We start from the raw sequence: 15,024 nt of genomic DNA, 5'->3' as shown, positions 1-15,024 counted from the left end.
TTCATAACGGCGCACCGGCGCCCTGGACCACGCGGCTTTAGGACCGATTGCCGCACCCGACAAGCGCACGCCCCCGGGGAGCATGGGTTGCCCGGGAAAGTCGGCAGTTTGATACAAATGCCGTCACATTTGCAATGGCTTGTGCAAGCCGAGTTGTCAGGGCGGGCATCCCGTAATATCCTGCCTCACGATATCCGGATGGGGCCTGACTGCGGCTCCCGATCCAGGCGACAAAGGGGGCCGACCATGCAGATTGTCCGTTTTCTCACCGGAATGCTGATTGCCGCCGGTCTGGCCATTTCCGCGCCAGCCTTTGCGCAGAGCGATTCCTACCGGGTTGAGGCGAATTCGACGCAGACGATCGACCTCAATATCTGCAACCCCGAAGTGTATGTCTCGGTACGCGGCGATGGCGATACCGATCTGGATTTCAGCATCACCAATGCGGCGGGCAGCATCGTTCATTCAGATTATGACCTTACCGATATCACTTTTGCCAGCCTCTATCGCCGCGATGGCGTGGCGTGCGAGACGTTCAAGCTGGAAGTGCGCAATCTGGGCAATGTGTGGAACCGCTATGAAGTCACGCTGGAAACGGTGCGAGCCGACCGCGTGGGATCGGGTGACGGCAAGAACCGCGATGTTGCGCTGGTCAATGGCACCAAGGAAACGATCTACTACATCTACTGGAGCAATGTGGGCGCGGGCAACTGGGGTGATGACAAGCTGGGATCGGGCATCCTCTCCTCCGGCCAGCAGTGGAATGTCACCGTGGATGATGGTTCGGGCGCCTGCCGCTTCGATTTCAAGGCGGAAACCGCCAGCGGCCGCGTGATCGAACGCCGCGACGTGAATGTCTGCGGCGTGTTCACCATCACTTTCGATTAAGCCAGATCAAGCCAGAGCGGCAAAGCCGCTACCCAACACTGTTATGCAAAGCGTGCTCGCCACACAGGCGGGCCCGTTCTGCTTCAGCCAGCGGGAGCTTCTGCATCCAGCCCATAGGCGGTGTGCAGCACGCGCACGGCCAGTTCGGTCTCATCCTCGTCAATCAGCACGCTGACCTTGATCTCCGACGTGGAGATGGCCTGCACGTTGATGCCGCGATCCGCCAGCGCCTTGAACATGGTGGCGGCAACGCCGGCATGGCTCTTCATGCCCATGCCGACCACGGACACCTTGGCCACCTTGCTGTCAGTGATGATGCGGTTGAAGCCGATCTTGTCCTTCTTGTCCTCCAGCAGCGCCTGCGCGCGCGCCAGATCGGACTGGGGCACGGTGAAGGTGACATCGGTCTCCCCCTTGTCGCGGCCCACGTTCTGGATGATCATATCCACGTTGATACCCGCCTCGCCCAGCGGCAGGAAGATCTCTGCCACGGCGCCGGGCCTGTCTGGCACGCGGGTCAGCACCACGCGGGCCTCATTCTTGTCATGGGCAATGCCGGTAACGGTCTGGCGTTCCACGTCCGAATTCTCCAATATTGCATCCATCTCCTCTTCGGAGACGATCATGGTGCCGGGAAGCGTATCTGCGGGCGGCGCGCCGTCATCCACGAAGGAAGACAGCACCTGTACGCGCACGCCGCGTTTCATGGCGAGGCTGACGGAGCGCGTCTGCAGCACCTTGGCGCCGACAGAGGCAAGCTCCAGCATTTCCTCATAGGTGACGTATTTCTGCTTGCGGGCGCGCGCCACGATGCGCGGATCGGTGGTATAGACCCCGTCCACATCGGTATAGATATCGCAGCGATCGGCCTTGACCGCAGCGGCAATCGCCACTGCCGACGTATCCGATCCGCCGCGCCCCATGGTGGTGATGCGGCCATCTTCGGAAACGCCCTGGAAGCCGGGGATCACCGCGATCTCTCCTGCCTGCATGCTGGAGATCAGCTTTTCGGCATCGATCGAATCCACCCGCGCATTGGCATGGGCGGAGAAGGTGTTGACCGGCAATTGCCAGCCCAGCCAGCTGCGCGCCTTGCAGCCCATCGCCTGCAACGTCAGCGCCAGCAGGCCAGCGGTCACCTGTTCGCCGCTGGATACGACCACGTCATATTCAGCCGGATCGTACAGCGGATTGGCCTCGCGGCAGAAGTTGACCAGCCGGTCCGTCTCACCCGCCATGGCAGAAACCACCACGGCCACTTCATTGCCCGCAGCCGCCTGCGCGCGCACGATATTGGCCACGCGGCGAATGCGTTCGGTCCCGGCGACAGATGTGCCGCCAAATTTCATCACGATACGGGCCAAGAAAAGCTCCCCTGTCGGCGCCCTGTTATTCCTTATCGAGTCTGGCTCGAAGCTTCGCGCGCTGTTAGTGGCGGGATATGAAACGTGCAAGCATCACAAATGAAACCATCCGCCCGCAAGAGGCGGCACATTTCGGTAAGCTGGCTGCCGACTGGTGGGACCCGAAGGGTTCCTCCGCCATGCTGCACAAGCTGAATCCGGTACGGCTGGGCTTTATTCGTGAGGCGATCGACCTGCACTGGGCCGGCGATATTCGCAGCGTGAAGCCGCTCGCCGGCAAAAGCGCACTGGACGTGGGCTGCGGCGCAGGGCTGCTGGCAGAGCCGCTGGCAAGGCTGGGCGCGAATGTCACCGGCGTGGACGCGGCGGCGGAAAATATCGCTGCGGCGCGGCTGCATGCAGAAGGCTCCAGCCTGAACATTGCCTACCGCCACGGCGAACTCGGCGCGCTGGGTCTGGGCCAGTTCGACCTGATCACCTGCATGGAAGTGCTGGAGCATGTGGCGGACAAGCCGGCCTTTGTGGCGCAGCTGGCGGCTCATCTTGCGCCCGGCGGGCTGATGATCCTGTCCACCCCCAACCGCACGCTGAAATCACGCCTGCTGATGGTCGGCGCGGCAGAGGCGGTGGGCGCGGTGCCAAAGGGCACGCACCACTGGGAAGACTTCGTCACGCCTGATGAACTGGAAGAATTGCTCTCCGGCGCAGGAATGGTGATGGGAGAGCCGCGCGGCATCGCCTTCAGCGCCAGCAAGGGGCTGCACCTGTCTGGCGATCTGGCGCTGAACTATATTGTTACGGCGCGGACCGCCTGAGGCTCAATTTTCCGAGACACGCGCATCCACCGCGATCGCCGGATCATCGGTAAATACTCCGTCCACACCCGCCCTTTGCAACAGGCCGACCAGCGTGCCCATTTCGCCCGGTTGCGCATCTGCCCCGGGTGAGCGCAGCGGCGCGGGCAGAAACAGGTTCTCCTTGCGCAAGGTCCAGCCATGCACGGCAAGGCCGGCCGCCTGCGCATTTCGCACCAGCGGCAGGCCATAGCTATCAGCTGCCAGCAACAGTGAAATATCCGCTCCGATTCCATCGGCATAAGTGGCGATCATCGCCAGCCCATCGGGCGCGATCATCTGCGCATAGCTCCGCCCCGCAATATCCGCCGGACCACCTTCCGCCGCGATCAGCTGGACCAGCCGCAGATCGGTCATCGCGTTCAGCCGCACCAGCGGCGTGACTTCAAAGCTCTGGATGAACACCGGATCGGCTGCGCTGCGATATCCCGCGCGGCTGAGTTGCTCCACCAGCATTTCGGGCAGATCGAAGCCGATGCTGGCGAAATATGCCGGGTGCTTGATCTCCGGATAAATGCCGATGGCACGGCCCGTTTCCGCCTCCTTGGCGCGCACCAGATCGATGATCTCGGCGAAGGTAGGCACCGGATACAAGCCATCGAAGGCCGTGTTGGCGCGGCGAATTTCGGGCAGGCGTTCGCGCGCGCGCAGGGTCTGCAATTCGGCCAGGGTGAAATCCTCGGTGAACCAGCCGGTCACCTCTTCCCCGTCGATTGTACGGGTGGACAGGCGCGCGGCGAATTCGGGGTGCTCACCGACATCGGTGGTGCCGGACATCTCATTCTCGTGCCGCGCCACCAGCACGCCGTCCTTCGTCGGCACCAGGTCCATCTCGATATAATCGGCGCCCTGATCGATCGCGCGTTCATAGGCGGCCAGCGTGTGTTCGGGCCGCTCCCCGCTCGCACCGCGGTGGGCGATGATGAGCATGTCCTGTGCACCCGCGCCCAGTGGCACAAGCAGCAGCGCGGCCAGAGCCAACAGCCACCTCACGACAAAGCCGCTTCCCATTCCATCTGGTTGAAGCCGACCAGCAGGCCGCCGTCATGCTCCACTACCGGGCGCTTGATCATGGAAGGGTTGGCCTCCATCAGCACCACCGCCTTGGCATCGTTGATCCCGGCCTTGTCTGCTTCGGGCAGCTTGCGAAAGGTGGTGCCGCGCCTGTTGAGCACCGTGTCCACGCCCTTTGCCGCCACCCATCCGGCCAGCTTGCCCGCGTCGGCACCTTCCTTCTTGTAGTCGTGAAAAGCGTATTCGATGCCCCTGGCGTCCAGCCATTTGCGGGCCTTTTTCACTGTGTCGCAATTGGGAATGCCGTAGAAATGGATGGTCATTCTTTATCCTCTGTGCTGAATTCGTGGATGCGCGGATTGGCGCAGGCAAACAGCGTATAGCCTGCATACCAGCGCGCCCGGCCATCCTGTTGTGCAGCGCGGTGTTCCTCCACAAGGCCCCAGCCGCGCGCCGAGGCTTCGTCCGCCCACTCGGAAATGGCGACCACTTCGCCATCGTCGGCGGTGTAGCTCTTGAAGGATATGTAACCCGGTTGATCGCGCGCCAGTTCCACCATCCGTGCGGCCAGCGCTTCATAGGCGGCATAATCGATACCATCGCGCTTGCGGCTGCGGAAGACGACGAGGAACATCAGCGCGCAGCTTCCCTGGGCCCGAGATGCGCATCGGCGATGGCCACCGCCAGCGCGTCTGCCGCATCCGCACCCGCCACCACTGCGCCGGGCAGCAATATCTTGAGCATCGCCTGCACCTGGGCTTTTTCTGCTGCGCCTGTGCCGACCACGGCTTTCTTCACCAGCCGCGCGGCATGTTCATTCACGCCCAGCCCCGCCGCACCGCAAGCCGCCAGCACCGCGCCCCGCGCCTGCGCCAGTTTCAAAGTGCTTTGCGGGTTCTTGTTGAGGTAGATCTCCTCCGCCGCGGCACGGTCCGGGAGATATTGGGCAATCAGCAGCGCCAGTTCGGTTTGCAGATGGGCGAGCCGCTGAGCCATCGGCGCCTTGGCATCGGTTTTCACCTGGCCATTGGCGATGTGCGCAAGGCGGCTGCCCTCACTGCGGATCACGCCCCAGCCGGTGCATGACAGCGACGGGTCCAGCCCCAGTATGATCACGATATCTTCACAGCCTGAGGCCGAATTTCGGACCGATCTGCATCATCAGCAGGTAAAGCCCCACCGTCAGCACACAGCCCAGCGCCAGCGCGATCCAGAAATGCACGCCGCTGCGCAGCAACATGGGGATCAGCAGGAACATCGGCAGGCTGGGCAGCACGTACCAGAAGGTCGCCTGCGCATGGACGGCCATGTTCTCCGCGTCAGGCCGCGCGCTCCACAGGAAGATCATGCCCAGCACGCTGACCAGCGGCAGGCTGGCCACCAGAGCCGCCATCGCGGGCAGCTTCTTGCCCAGTTCGGCGATGGCCGCGATCATGGTGCCGGCAAGCAGCGCCTTGGCGACCAGGCTCCACATCAGCCGTCTAGCTTGTCCATGATCTCGTCAGAGATTTCATAATTGCCCCACACGGTCTGCACATCGTCATCGTCGTCGAGCATGTCGACCAGCTTGAGCAGGACGCCGGCGTCCTTCTCGTCCAGTTCCACGGTCAGGTTCGGCTTCCACGCCAGCTTGACGTTCTCTGCCTCGCCCAGCGCCTTTTCCATGCTGGAGGATACTTCGTGCAGGGCCTCCATCTCGGTCCAGATGGTGTGGCCGTCTTCGCTGCTTTCGATATCGTCGGCGCCCGCTTCCATCGCCGCCATCAGGACGGTTTCCTCATCGCCCGCACTGGCCGGATATTCGATCAGGCCCTTGCGCTCAAACCCGTGGGCCACGGCGCCAGAGGCGGCCATGTTGCCGCCGTTCTTGCTGAACGCGGTGCGGATGTTGGTGGCGGTACGGTTGCGATTGTCGGTCAGCGCTTCCACGATGATGGCGCTGCCGCCGGGGCCGTAGCCCTCATAGCGCACCTCCTCGTAATTCTCGCCGTCGCTGGCGGTGGCCTTGTCGATCGCGCGCTGGATATTGTCCTTGGGCATGGACTGCGCCTTGGCCGCGTTGACTGCCAGCCGCAGGCGCGGGTTCATGTCCGGATCGGGCATGCCCATTTTCGCCGCCACGGTGATTTCGCGGCTGAGTTTGGAAAAGAGGTTGGAACGCTTCTTATCCTGCGCACCCTTGCGGTGCATGATGTTCTTGAATTTGGAATGGCCTGCCATGGTATCGCTTGTTTTGCTGAGATGGAATTTCTGCAGCAGCCCTAGCGAAGAGGCGCGCGCGCGGCAATGGACCAGCGCCAGCCTTGTGTCAGATCCGCACCGCCGTGCCGCTGACCGAAACCATCAGCATGGAGCCGGTCTTGCCGATCACCTCGTAATCCAGATCGACACCGACCACGGCATTGCCGCCGCGCGTGGCGCTGGCGGCCTGCAATTCCTGGATCGCCTGCTCGCGCGCGTCGGCAAGGATGCGCTCATAACTGCCAGAGCGCCCGCCCACGATGTCACGTATATTGGCAAACATGTCGCGGAAGATATTCGCGCCCACGATCACCTCGCCAGTGATCACGCCCAGATATTCCTGGATCGGTCGCCCCTCAATGGTGGGAGTGGTGGTAACGATGATGCCGCGTGCGTCTTTCCAGGGTCCGGCCATGGGTGACTGATCCTTCCTCAATTGCTCCAAACTGCCGTATTACTAGCATAATACAGCAGCCGGATCAATCGAGTCGGACCTGACGGCGGCTGGACCTCAGCCCAGGCCCAGCGCGGCCTTGTAGGTATCCAGGATCATTTCCATTTCGCTGCGATCGTCGGGCTTCATCTTACGCAGGCGCACGATCTGGCGCATGATCTTGGGATCGTAACCCACCGCCTTTGCCTCGGCATAGACATCGCGGATATCGTCGGCGATGCCCTTCTTCTCTTCTTCAAGGCGTTCAATGCGCTCTATCAGCAGGCGCAGGCGATCGTCGGTGGCTTCGGCCATCATGTGCTCCGGTACAGTATGTGAGAATCAGTTGGCAGTGCGATAGCCAGACTGGCCCAAGGGGTGAACCCGGGCCGGAATTATTCCTGTGAGTTCTTCGCCAGGCTCGCTTCCATGCGCGCCAGTTGCTCAGGCGTGGCCTCGCTCTGGAACCTGTCTTTCCACTCGGCCATTGGCATGCCGTGAATCAGCTCGCGTACTGCACCCTTGTCGCCTTCGAAGCCTGCATCGCGGATCCAGTCCGCCAGGCAATTGCGGCAGAAGCCTGCCAGGCCCATCAGCTCGATATTCTGCGCATCGTGGCGGTGGCGCAGATGGCGCACCAGCCGACGAAAGGCAGCGGCGGCCACATCATCGGGCAATTGATCGATCGGATCGGTGGAATTGGTCATTTTACGTCCTTGTCTTGTCGCGCTGCCCTGCCATAGACTCCCGCCAATGGCAAAGCTCCTCCCCCGTGGCCGCAAGGTCAAGATTCTCGCCACGATTGGCCCATCCAGCCGCGATCCCGATACGCTGCGCGCCTTGCTGTGCGCCGGCGCGGACGCCTTCCGCTTCAACATGAGCCACGGCGACCACGCGGTGCATGCCGAGAATTTCAAGACCGTTCGCGCGCTGGAAAAGGAATTCAACCGCCCCATCGCCATCCTGTGCGATCTGCAGGGTCCAAAGCTGCGCGTTGGCGAATTTGCCGAAGGCAAGGCGGTGATCGCGCATGGCGCCACCTTCACGCTGGACCGGGACGAGACGCCCGGCGATGCCTCCCGCGTGTGCCTGCCCCATCCGGAAATCTTCGACGTGATCGCAGTGGGCCAGCGGCTGCTGATCAATGACGGCAAGATCCGCCTGAAGGTGAAGCAGGTCGATGACACATCGATCACCTGCCAGGCCGAAGTGGGCGGAGTGATATCGGATCGCAAGGGCGTGAACGTGCCCGATGCGGAGATTCCCATCCCCGCGCTGACCGCCAAGGACCGGCGCGATCTGGACTTCGCGATCGAGCATGGCGCGGACTGGATCGGCCTGTCGTTCGTGCAGCGCCCGGAGGACCTGAGCGAAGCGCGGCAGCTGATGGGCGGGCGCGGCGCGCTGTGCGCCAAGATCGAGAAACCGCAGGCGATCAAGCGGCTGGACGAAATTATCGCCCTGTCCGACGGGGTGATGGTGGCGCGCGGCGATCTGGGCGTGGAGCTCAATCCCGAAGAAGTGCCGCCGCTGCAGAAGAAGATCGTCAACGCCACGCGGCTGACCGGCAAGCCGGTGATCGTGGCCACACAAATGCTCGAAAGCATGATCGAAAGCCCCACGCCCACGCGCGCAGAAGTCTCTGACGTGGCCAATGCGGTCTATGACGGCGCCGATGTGGTGATGCTGAGCGCGGAAACCGCTGCCGGCGACTGGCCCGAAGAAGCGGTGATCATGATGGATTCCATCGCCCGCCAGGTGGAGCGTGACGAAGGCTACAAGATGCGCGTGCGCCTGCTCGATACGCCGCCCGATGCCACCACCGCCGATGCGCTGGCGCATGCCTGCATGACGGTGGGCGACACTATCGAACTGGCTGCGATCACCGTGTTCACCTCCACCGGATCATCCGCCCGCCGCGTGGCGCGCGAACGGCCTGCGGTGCCGGTGATGGTGCTGACCCCGTCTGTCGCAGTGGCGCGGCGCGTGGCCCTGCTGTGGGGCGCGCATCCGATTGCGACCAGGGACATCGGCAGTTTCGAGGAGATGATCGGCAAGGCCAAGCGCATGTCCCTGCGCCATGGCTTTGGCCAGGAAGGCAGCGCCATTGCGGTGATGGCGGGCGTGCCCTTCGGCCACTCAGGCGCGACCAACCTGCTCCATGTCGTGACCCTGAGCGGCGCCGAGCTGGACGAATATGAGAATGATCACCCCGAAGAGGACTGATCAGCCGTAGCCGCCTGCTTTTCCGCCAGCGCCTCATCCAGATCATCGGGCAATTCATAATAGCCGCCCGACAAGTCATCATACCGGCCCGATGCCAGGTCGAGGCAGCGCCGGGCGCAACGCGCCAGATCATCCTGCGCCGACGGATCGTCCACCCGTTCCTTCAGCCGATCGACCATGCCGCCGAGGTATTTCTGCGCTGCGGCATCCTCCATCGTTTCGCGCGCCAGCTGCGTGGGCACGAAGCCGGGGTCGATGGCAAAGGCGCTGACGCCCGTTCCCGCCAGTTCGGCCGCAGCTTCGGCCACCAGCCGGTTCTGCGCGATCTTGCCGGTGCAATAGGCGGACAGATGCGGGGCCACGATCCGCGCGGCCTTGGCCGAAACGCAGATCACCCGCCCGCGCCCGCGCTCCACCATGCCGGGCAATACGCCGTGCATCAGCAGGAAAGGGGCACGGATGTGGATTTCCTGTGCGCGCCACCACTCCTGCGGATCAACTTCCCACAGCGGCCCGAACGGGCCGGGCACGCCGGCATTGGAGATCAGCAGGTCAACGGGACCGAGCCTTGCCTGAACGTCGGACAAGGCGGCAGAGATGCTGCCGGGATCGGTCACATCGCAGGCAAAGGCCAAGGCTTCTCCGCCCGCTGATTGAATGGCCTGCGCCGCCTCCTCCAGCTGGCCGGTGGAGCGCGCGGCCAGCGCCACCCTGGCACCTTCCGCCGCAAGCCGCTGCGCAATGGCGCGTCCGAACCCGCGCCCGGCGCCGGTTACCAATGCCACTTGTCCTGCCAGAATACCCATCGTCGTCTCCTTTGCGCACATGGCTAAAGACCGCGCGAACGCGTGTCGATAGCATGTGTCTGCAGAAAGAAAATGGAGCGGGCGAGGCGATTCGAACGCCCGACCCCAACCTTGGCAAGGTTGTGCTCTACCCCTGAGCTACGCCCGCTCACTGACGCGTCCCGAAACGATGATTCCGGGTGGGAGGCGCGCGGTTAGCACCGGGTCCCCACCCTTGCAAGTAGCAAATGCCGGCAATGGCAGGATAAGCGCAATTCGCGCCTTCACCCTTCACAAATGCGCCCGATGCTCCACATAGGGGTCTGGACAGATTCACGCATAGCAGGAGCAGCCACTTGGCAAGCATGGGCCTTAGTATGGACGAGCAGAAAGCCGTCGAGAGATTTCGCACCCAGGTGGTCGATCCTTCGCAGACGCAGCTGGTGATCGTGGATTTCTGGGCCGAATGGTGCGGCCCGTGCAAGGCGTTGACGCCGATCCTGGAGAAAGTCTGCGCCGAATATGCCGACAAGGGCGTGGTGCTGGCCAAGATCAATGTGGACGAGGACAAGTTCATTGCCGAACAGTTCCAGGTCCGCTCCATCCCTACCGTCTATGCCATGTTCCAGGGCCAGCCTGTGGCGGACCTGACCCCGGCGCGCACCGAATCGCAGCTGAAGGGTGCGCTGGACCAGATCCTGACGCAGCTGCCCATTGGCGAAGCTGCCGAGGGCGGGCAGAAGGCTCCTGATATTGGCGAGCTGATCGCCTTTGCAGATAAGCTGCTGGCCGATGGCGAGGCAGAGCAGGCCGCACAGGCCTTCATGCAGATCGGCCAGATGGACAACACCAGGCCAGAGGCGTTTGCCGGACTGATCCGCGCCCTGCTGGCCGCCGGACACAAGGAACAGGCGCAGGCCACCTATGATGCCCTGCCGCCCGAAATGCAGGCCGAAGCAGCCGTGGCGCAGGCCTATAGCGCACTGGAACTGGCCGGGCCGGACGTGGATGACAGCGAATTGCAGGCTCTGCGCGCGGCAGCGGCGGAACGCCCTGCGGATATGGACGCGCAAATGGCCTTTGCCGAGGCCGCCTTTGCCGCAGGCGTGCGCGATGATGCCGCTGACGTGCTGCTGACCATGATCGAGCGCGAGGCGGAATGGAACGAAGGCGCGGCCAAGGCCAAGCTGTTGCAGATATTCGAAGCCGTCGGGCTGGAAGACCCGTGGGTTTCCGGCCAGCGCCGCCGATTGTCGTTGTTGCTGTTCGGATGAGCGGAAAGCGGCTCTCCATCTTCCCGCTGACCGGCGCAATCCTGTTTCCCGGCCTGCAACTGCCGTTGCATATCTTTGAGCCGCGATACCGCGCCATGGTGGGCGATGCACTGGCCCGCGACCGGCGTATTGCCATGATCCAGCCGCAGGACATGCGCGAAGGATCGCCGCTGTTCGACATCGGCTGCGTGGGCAAGATCGAGGACGTCGAGACATCAGAGGACGGGCTGTACAATATCGTGCTGGGCGGCGAGCAGCGCTTCCGCATCCTGCGCGAACTGGATGTGACCACGCCGTTCCGCCAGGTGGAGGCAGAGCTGATAGAGGAGCCGATTGGCGAATTCCTCAGCAGCGCCGAACGCGCCGGGTTTGAAAATGAAGCACGCAAGTTCGCCGAGGCGCAGGGCTATTCCGTGGACTGGGAATCAATCGCCCAGCTGGACGATGTCGCGCTGATCAACGGCCTGTCCCAGATCGCCCCCTTCGATGCTGCCGCCAAGCAGGCGCTGCTGGAAGCCGACGACCTGAACCAGCGCTGCGAATTGCTGATCCAGCTGATGGAATTCTTCGGCCGCAGCGATCCCGACGAAAGCAAGGTTACGTTGCAGTAGTTTGTTTTAGCCTCAGGCTAAGAAAAACTATTCCTCAAACCGTCGATCACATATTGTGCGGCAAGGGCTGCCAGCAGCACGCCCAGCAGGCGGGTGATGACCGCTTCCACCTTGGCGCCGAACAGCTTCATCAGCGGGCTTGCCGCCATCAGCGCCAGCATGGTGAGCAGCAGCACGGCCGCCAATGCGCCCAGCACCACCAGAGTGCCTTCCACGCCGTCAGCCGAACCTTCCAGCAGCATGATGGAGGCAATCGCGCCCGGCCCGGCCAGCATGGGCATGGCCATGGGGAAGACCGACACATCTTCATATTCGGGCTTGTCGCGGATCTTGTCGGCCCGGTCCTCCCTGCGCTCGGTCCGCTTTTCGAACACCATCTCCAGCGCGATCAGGAACAGCATGATACCGCCGGCAATGCGGAACGCATCCAGCTCTATATGCATGGCGCGCAGCAGATCGGCGCCGAACAGCGCAAAGCCCACCAGGATCAGTCCGGCGATGAAACAGGCGCGAATGGCCATGTTGCGCCGCGCGGAAGGAGACGCGTGGGCGGTCAGCCCGGCATAGATCGGCGCGCATCCGGGAGGATCGATCACCACGAACAGGGTCACGAAGGCGGAGAGAAACAGTTCGGTCATGGCTTAGCTGCCCGGGGCCGGCGGTGCGGAGAAATCCAGCGCCTGCTGCCAGCTTCCCTCGCGCAGGTAATCCACCACCACGCGGCGCTGGCCATCGGCGCCGTGTTCCCAGCGCCATTGCAGTGAGCCATCGCGGGAGCGGGCAGAGCCGGGCGCGCTGTCACTTGCCGCCACCGGCGGCGCTGACGAACCGGCTGCACGCGTGCAATCGGCCACCTTGCCTTCAATCGAATCGATCTGGGTGACGATGATCGTGTCCTCATCCGGCTCCACCTGCGGCGGGGGCGGAGGGGGCTGCGGATTGTCCGCCGCGCGCAGATCATAGGTCCAGCGATAGCCGGAGCGTTCCTGCAGTTCCCACACCGTGACATAGGAGCCGACAATTCCGCCTGCATCCAGATAGCGCCCGAAGCTGACCGCCAGCGTGCCATCGCAGCTGGACCAGACAACAGACGGGGACCGGCGCGTCAGGGCATGGCCATCGCCCTGTCCGGCAAGCCAGCTCATCGCCGGGACCAGTCCGGCCTCGTCATGCACCACGGCATCACCGGCAGCGTAATTGTCAAAAGCGGCTCTCTCGCCATCTTCGCGCACAGCCTTGGCAAAGGCGATATCGGCGGCAGCGACAGATCCGGGATCGCCCACAGGTGGCAGCGGGCGGTCACTCGCCCTGCCGCTGATCTGGTCGCCCAGCGGACCGCCGCGACCAGAGGCGCATCCGCCCAGGGCCAGAAGGGCGCATGCTGCTGCGCAGGCGGCAAGGGCAAGATGGTTTTTCATGAAACCGCCACTGCGCCCCGCCGCGCGCAAAGTCAAAGCGCGGTGGTGGCCAGGTTGCGAATGACGATATCGAGGATGTTGAGACCCACGATCAGCACCAGCGGCGAGAAGTCGATTGCGCCAGTGTTGGGCATCAGCTTGCGGATCGGGTTGAGGATCGGATCGAGCAGCGCGTTCACCGCGCGCCAGATCGCCTCCACGAAATTGTTCTGCATGTTCACGACATTGAAGCTGATCAGCAGGCTGAGTACGAACTGGGTGATCACCAGCACGATGATGATCGAGACGAGATAACCGATGATCTGCGAAAGTGTGATTAGCAGCACGTCATGACCCTTTATTATTGCGTCCCCGAACGGAGCCTACAGCATCAGCGGCGAGTGTATCAACCGCCTAATACGCATTAGGCGCTGATCAGCGTACCCGCCCCGCGCGAGGTGAAGAATTCCAGCAGCATGGCGTGCGGCACGCGGCCATCCAGCACAACCGCCGCCTCGCAGCCTGCCTCCACCGCCGCAACGCAGGTTTCCAGCTTGGGGATCATGCCGCCGCTGATGGTGCCATCGGCGCGCATGCGGGCGATGTCCGCAGGCTTGAGGTCGGTCTGCAGATTGCCCTGCTTGTCCAGCACGCCCGGCACATCGGTCAGCAGGAACAGCCGCGCCGCGCCCAGAGCGGCGGCAATGGCGCCGGCCATGGTATCGGCGTTGATATTATAGGTATGTCCCTCCCCGTCAGAGGCGATCGGGGCGATGATCGGGATCATCCCGGCATCGCTGACAGTCTTGAGTACGGTGGTGTCCACTTCCTTGGGCTCGCCCACGAAGCCGAGGTCGACAATCTGTTCGATCTGGCTGTCGGGGTCTTTCACCGTGCGGGTGACCTTTTCCGCGCGCACCAGCCCGCCATCCTTGCCCGAAATGCCGATGGCCTTGCCGCCCGCCTGCGCGATCCAGCCGACCAGTTCCTTGTTGATCGCGCCGGACAGCACCATTTCGGCAATCTCGGCGGTCTGCTTGTCGGTCACGCGCAGCCCGTCGACGAATTGCGATTCCACGCCCAGTTTCTTCAGCATGGCGCCGATCTGCGGGCCGCCACCATGCACCACCACCGGATTGATGCCGACGGCTTTCAGCAGCACGATATCCTCGGCAAAGTCCTGCGCCGCCTCCGGATCGCCCATGGCATGGCCGCCATATTTCACCACGAAGCTGCGCCCGGCATAGCGCTGGAAGTAAGGCAGGGCCTCGATCAGAGTCTCGGCCTTGGCCAGCATCTGCTTGTCGCCCGCGTGTGTCGTTGCTGTGTTGGTCATAATGGCTGCGCGCAATAGTCGCTTTGCCGCGCACTGCCTAGTCGATCCCGCAATCTATTAGGCATTCCCCCTGATGCGTAGTCTCGCGGATATGTGGCTGGCGGCCACAGCCATAGGGTCCGCATCGTGACCCGGGCCCTGCTCCTCCTCCTGGTTTTTCCGTTCCTGCTTGCTGCGCAGGATCTGGAGCAGGGCCAATTTTCCCGGTGTTCGGGCAGCGGCCGCATCACCTGCGTCGTTGACGGGGACACGATCTGGTATCGCGGGGACAAGATCCGTCTGGCCGATATCAACACCCCCGAAATCAGTCGTCCCGCCTGCCGCCGGGAGGCCGAGCTTGGCGAAGAGGCGACGGTGCGGCTGACGATATTGCTGAATCAGGGTCCGTTCACGCTGGTGAGCGAGGGTCGCAACCTTGATCGCTATGGCCGGCAATTGCGCATCGTCATGCGCGACGGGCGGAGTCTGGGCGCGATATTGGTGGCCGAAGGGCTGGCCGAACAATGGCAGGGCCGCCGCGGAGACTGGTGCGAGGCGTAGGGGCAATCGTATTGGTCGCGTCGCACGCACCCGCACGGCGGCACTTGCCGACCCGCGCCGC

The 15,024-nt window shown here is 63.2% G+C and carries 21 protein-coding genes and 1 tRNA gene; 6 read left to right on the top strand and 16 right to left on the bottom strand.

The annotated features are described in order from the left end of the window. Positions 1 to 246: 246 nt before the first annotated feature. Positions 247 to 888: a hypothetical protein gene (locus tag ABDZ98_RS02310; RefSeq protein ID WP_160590480.1), complete on the top strand. Its 642-nt coding sequence runs from the start codon at positions 247 to 249 to the stop codon at positions 886 to 888. 83 nt (positions 889 to 971) lie between these two features. Here the strand turns inward: ABDZ98_RS02310 and ABDZ98_RS02305 are convergent, their stop codons facing one another. Then, positions 972 to 2,252: an aspartate kinase gene (locus tag ABDZ98_RS02305; RefSeq protein ID WP_160590482.1), complete on the bottom strand. Its 1,281-nt coding sequence runs from the start codon at positions 2,250 to 2,252 to the stop codon at positions 972 to 974. A 77-nt stretch (positions 2,253 to 2,329) separates the two neighbouring features. Here ABDZ98_RS02305 and ubiG point away from each other — a divergent pair, with 77 nt between their 5' ends. Beyond that, positions 2,330 to 3,067 (top strand): bifunctional 2-polyprenyl-6-hydroxyphenol methylase/3-demethylubiquinol 3-O-methyltransferase UbiG, encoded by a 738-nt coding sequence (ubiG, locus tag ABDZ98_RS02300; RefSeq protein ID WP_160590484.1) that lies wholly within the window; start codon positions 2,330 to 2,332, stop codon positions 3,065 to 3,067. 3 nt (positions 3,068 to 3,070) lie between these two features. Here ubiG and ABDZ98_RS02295 read toward each other — a convergent pair whose 3' ends face one another. From ABDZ98_RS02295 to ABDZ98_RS02255, 9 genes are all read right to left on the bottom strand, one after another. Further along, positions 3,071 to 4,117, bottom strand: coding sequence for a glycerophosphodiester phosphodiesterase (locus ABDZ98_RS02295; RefSeq protein WP_160590486.1), 1,047 nt, complete (start codon positions 4,115 to 4,117; stop codon positions 3,071 to 3,073). Beyond that, positions 4,096 to 4,443 (bottom strand): arsenate reductase, encoded by a 348-nt coding sequence (locus ABDZ98_RS02290; protein WP_160590488.1) that lies wholly within the window; start codon positions 4,441 to 4,443, stop codon positions 4,096 to 4,098. The genes ABDZ98_RS02295 and ABDZ98_RS02290 overlap by 22 nt, the downstream gene beginning before the upstream one ends. Beyond that, a complete protein-coding gene (locus tag ABDZ98_RS02285) occupies positions 4,440 to 4,754 on the bottom strand; it encodes an antibiotic biosynthesis monooxygenase family protein (protein WP_160590490.1) in 315 nt (104 codons plus the stop codon). Before ABDZ98_RS02285 ends, ABDZ98_RS02290 begins: the two co-directional genes overlap by 4 nt. Continuing rightward, positions 4,754 to 5,236 (bottom strand): crossover junction endodeoxyribonuclease RuvC, encoded by a 483-nt coding sequence (gene ruvC / locus ABDZ98_RS02280; RefSeq protein ID WP_160590492.1) that lies wholly within the window; start codon positions 5,234 to 5,236, stop codon positions 4,754 to 4,756. Before ruvC ends, ABDZ98_RS02285 begins: the two co-directional genes overlap by 1 nt. Before the next feature lie 7 nt (positions 5,237 to 5,243). Continuing rightward, positions 5,244 to 5,594: a DUF3147 family protein gene (locus ABDZ98_RS02275; protein WP_160590494.1), complete on the bottom strand. Its 351-nt coding sequence runs from the start codon at positions 5,592 to 5,594 to the stop codon at positions 5,244 to 5,246. Further along, positions 5,594 to 6,340 (bottom strand): YebC/PmpR family DNA-binding transcriptional regulator, encoded by a 747-nt coding sequence (locus ABDZ98_RS02270; RefSeq protein ID WP_160590496.1) that lies wholly within the window; start codon positions 6,338 to 6,340, stop codon positions 5,594 to 5,596. Before ABDZ98_RS02270 ends, ABDZ98_RS02275 begins: the two co-directional genes overlap by 1 nt. Before the next feature lie 88 nt (positions 6,341 to 6,428). Further along, positions 6,429 to 6,776 (bottom strand): heavy metal-binding domain-containing protein, encoded by a 348-nt coding sequence (locus ABDZ98_RS02265; protein ID WP_202385963.1) that lies wholly within the window; start codon positions 6,774 to 6,776, stop codon positions 6,429 to 6,431. Between the two features lie 96 nt (positions 6,777 to 6,872). Continuing rightward, positions 6,873 to 7,109, bottom strand: coding sequence for a DUF2312 domain-containing protein (locus ABDZ98_RS02260; protein ID WP_160590498.1), 237 nt, complete (start codon positions 7,107 to 7,109; stop codon positions 6,873 to 6,875). Positions 7,110 to 7,189: 80 nt separating this feature from the next. Continuing rightward, positions 7,190 to 7,501, bottom strand: coding sequence for a DUF1244 domain-containing protein (locus tag ABDZ98_RS02255; protein WP_160590500.1), 312 nt, complete (start codon positions 7,499 to 7,501; stop codon positions 7,190 to 7,192). Positions 7,502 to 7,547: 46 nt separating this feature from the next. Here ABDZ98_RS02255 and pyk point away from each other — a divergent pair, with 46 nt between their 5' ends. Next, a complete protein-coding gene (gene pyk, locus ABDZ98_RS02250) occupies positions 7,548 to 9,020 on the top strand; it encodes a pyruvate kinase (protein WP_160590502.1) in 1,473 nt (490 codons plus the stop codon). On the opposite strand, the gene ABDZ98_RS02245 is transcribed toward pyk, so the two are convergent. Next, positions 9,002 to 9,826, bottom strand: a complete 825-nt coding sequence (locus ABDZ98_RS02245; RefSeq protein ID WP_160590504.1) for an SDR family NAD(P)-dependent oxidoreductase — start codon at positions 9,824 to 9,826, stop codon at positions 9,002 to 9,004. The genes pyk and ABDZ98_RS02245 overlap by 19 nt on opposite strands. Positions 9,827 to 9,899: 73 nt before the next feature. Then, a tRNA-Gly gene (locus ABDZ98_RS02240) sits at positions 9,900 to 9,974 on the bottom strand. Between the two features lie 196 nt (positions 9,975 to 10,170). On the opposite strand from ABDZ98_RS02240, the gene ABDZ98_RS02235 reads away from it, so the two are divergent. Beyond that, on the top strand, positions 10,171 to 11,079 hold the full coding sequence (locus ABDZ98_RS02235; RefSeq protein WP_160591069.1) for a tetratricopeptide repeat protein: 909 nt from the start codon (positions 10,171 to 10,173) through the stop codon (positions 11,077 to 11,079). Beyond that, on the top strand, positions 11,076 to 11,690 hold the full coding sequence (locus ABDZ98_RS02230) for an LON peptidase substrate-binding domain-containing protein (protein ID WP_160590506.1): 615 nt from the start codon (positions 11,076 to 11,078) through the stop codon (positions 11,688 to 11,690). Before ABDZ98_RS02235 ends, ABDZ98_RS02230 begins: the two co-directional genes overlap by 4 nt. 17 nt (positions 11,691 to 11,707) lie before the next feature. Here the strand turns inward: ABDZ98_RS02230 and ABDZ98_RS02225 are convergent, their stop codons facing one another. The 4 genes from ABDZ98_RS02225 to argB form a co-directional block, all read right to left on the bottom strand. Next, the gene (locus ABDZ98_RS02225) at positions 11,708 to 12,328 is read right to left on the bottom strand and encodes a MarC family protein (RefSeq protein ID WP_160590508.1); all 621 of its coding nucleotides are present in this window, start codon (positions 12,326 to 12,328) and stop codon (positions 11,708 to 11,710) included. A gap of 3 nt (positions 12,329 to 12,331) precedes the next feature. Continuing rightward, complete coding sequence (locus ABDZ98_RS02220; protein ID WP_160590510.1) at positions 12,332 to 13,108, bottom strand: hypothetical protein; 777 nt, start codon at positions 13,106 to 13,108, stop codon at positions 12,332 to 12,334. A 32-nt stretch (positions 13,109 to 13,140) separates the two neighbouring features. Beyond that, positions 13,141 to 13,434 carry a YggT family protein gene (locus ABDZ98_RS02215; RefSeq protein WP_160590512.1) on the bottom strand — a complete coding sequence of 98 codons (294 nt, stop codon included), beginning with the start codon at positions 13,432 to 13,434 and terminating at the stop codon, positions 13,141 to 13,143. Between the two features lie 77 nt (positions 13,435 to 13,511). After that, a complete protein-coding gene (gene argB, locus ABDZ98_RS02210; RefSeq protein WP_237437419.1) occupies positions 13,512 to 14,423 on the bottom strand; it encodes an acetylglutamate kinase in 912 nt (303 codons plus the stop codon). A gap of 126 nt (positions 14,424 to 14,549) precedes the next feature. Between argB and ABDZ98_RS02205 the strand changes: the two genes are divergently transcribed. Then, the gene (locus ABDZ98_RS02205; protein ID WP_337190168.1) at positions 14,550 to 14,963 is read left to right on the top strand and encodes a thermonuclease family protein; all 414 of its coding nucleotides are present in this window, start codon (positions 14,550 to 14,552) and stop codon (positions 14,961 to 14,963) included. The last annotated feature ends 61 nt before the right edge of the window (positions 14,964 to 15,024 follow it).

It is taken from the genome of Alteraurantiacibacter aestuarii, assembly GCF_039523595.1.
Classification (GTDB): domain Bacteria; phylum Pseudomonadota; class Alphaproteobacteria; order Sphingomonadales; family Sphingomonadaceae; genus Alteraurantiacibacter; species Alteraurantiacibacter aestuarii.
The sequence above is the reverse complement of the archived record's forward strand: the minus strand, read 5'-3'. Positions and strand labels throughout refer to the sequence as shown.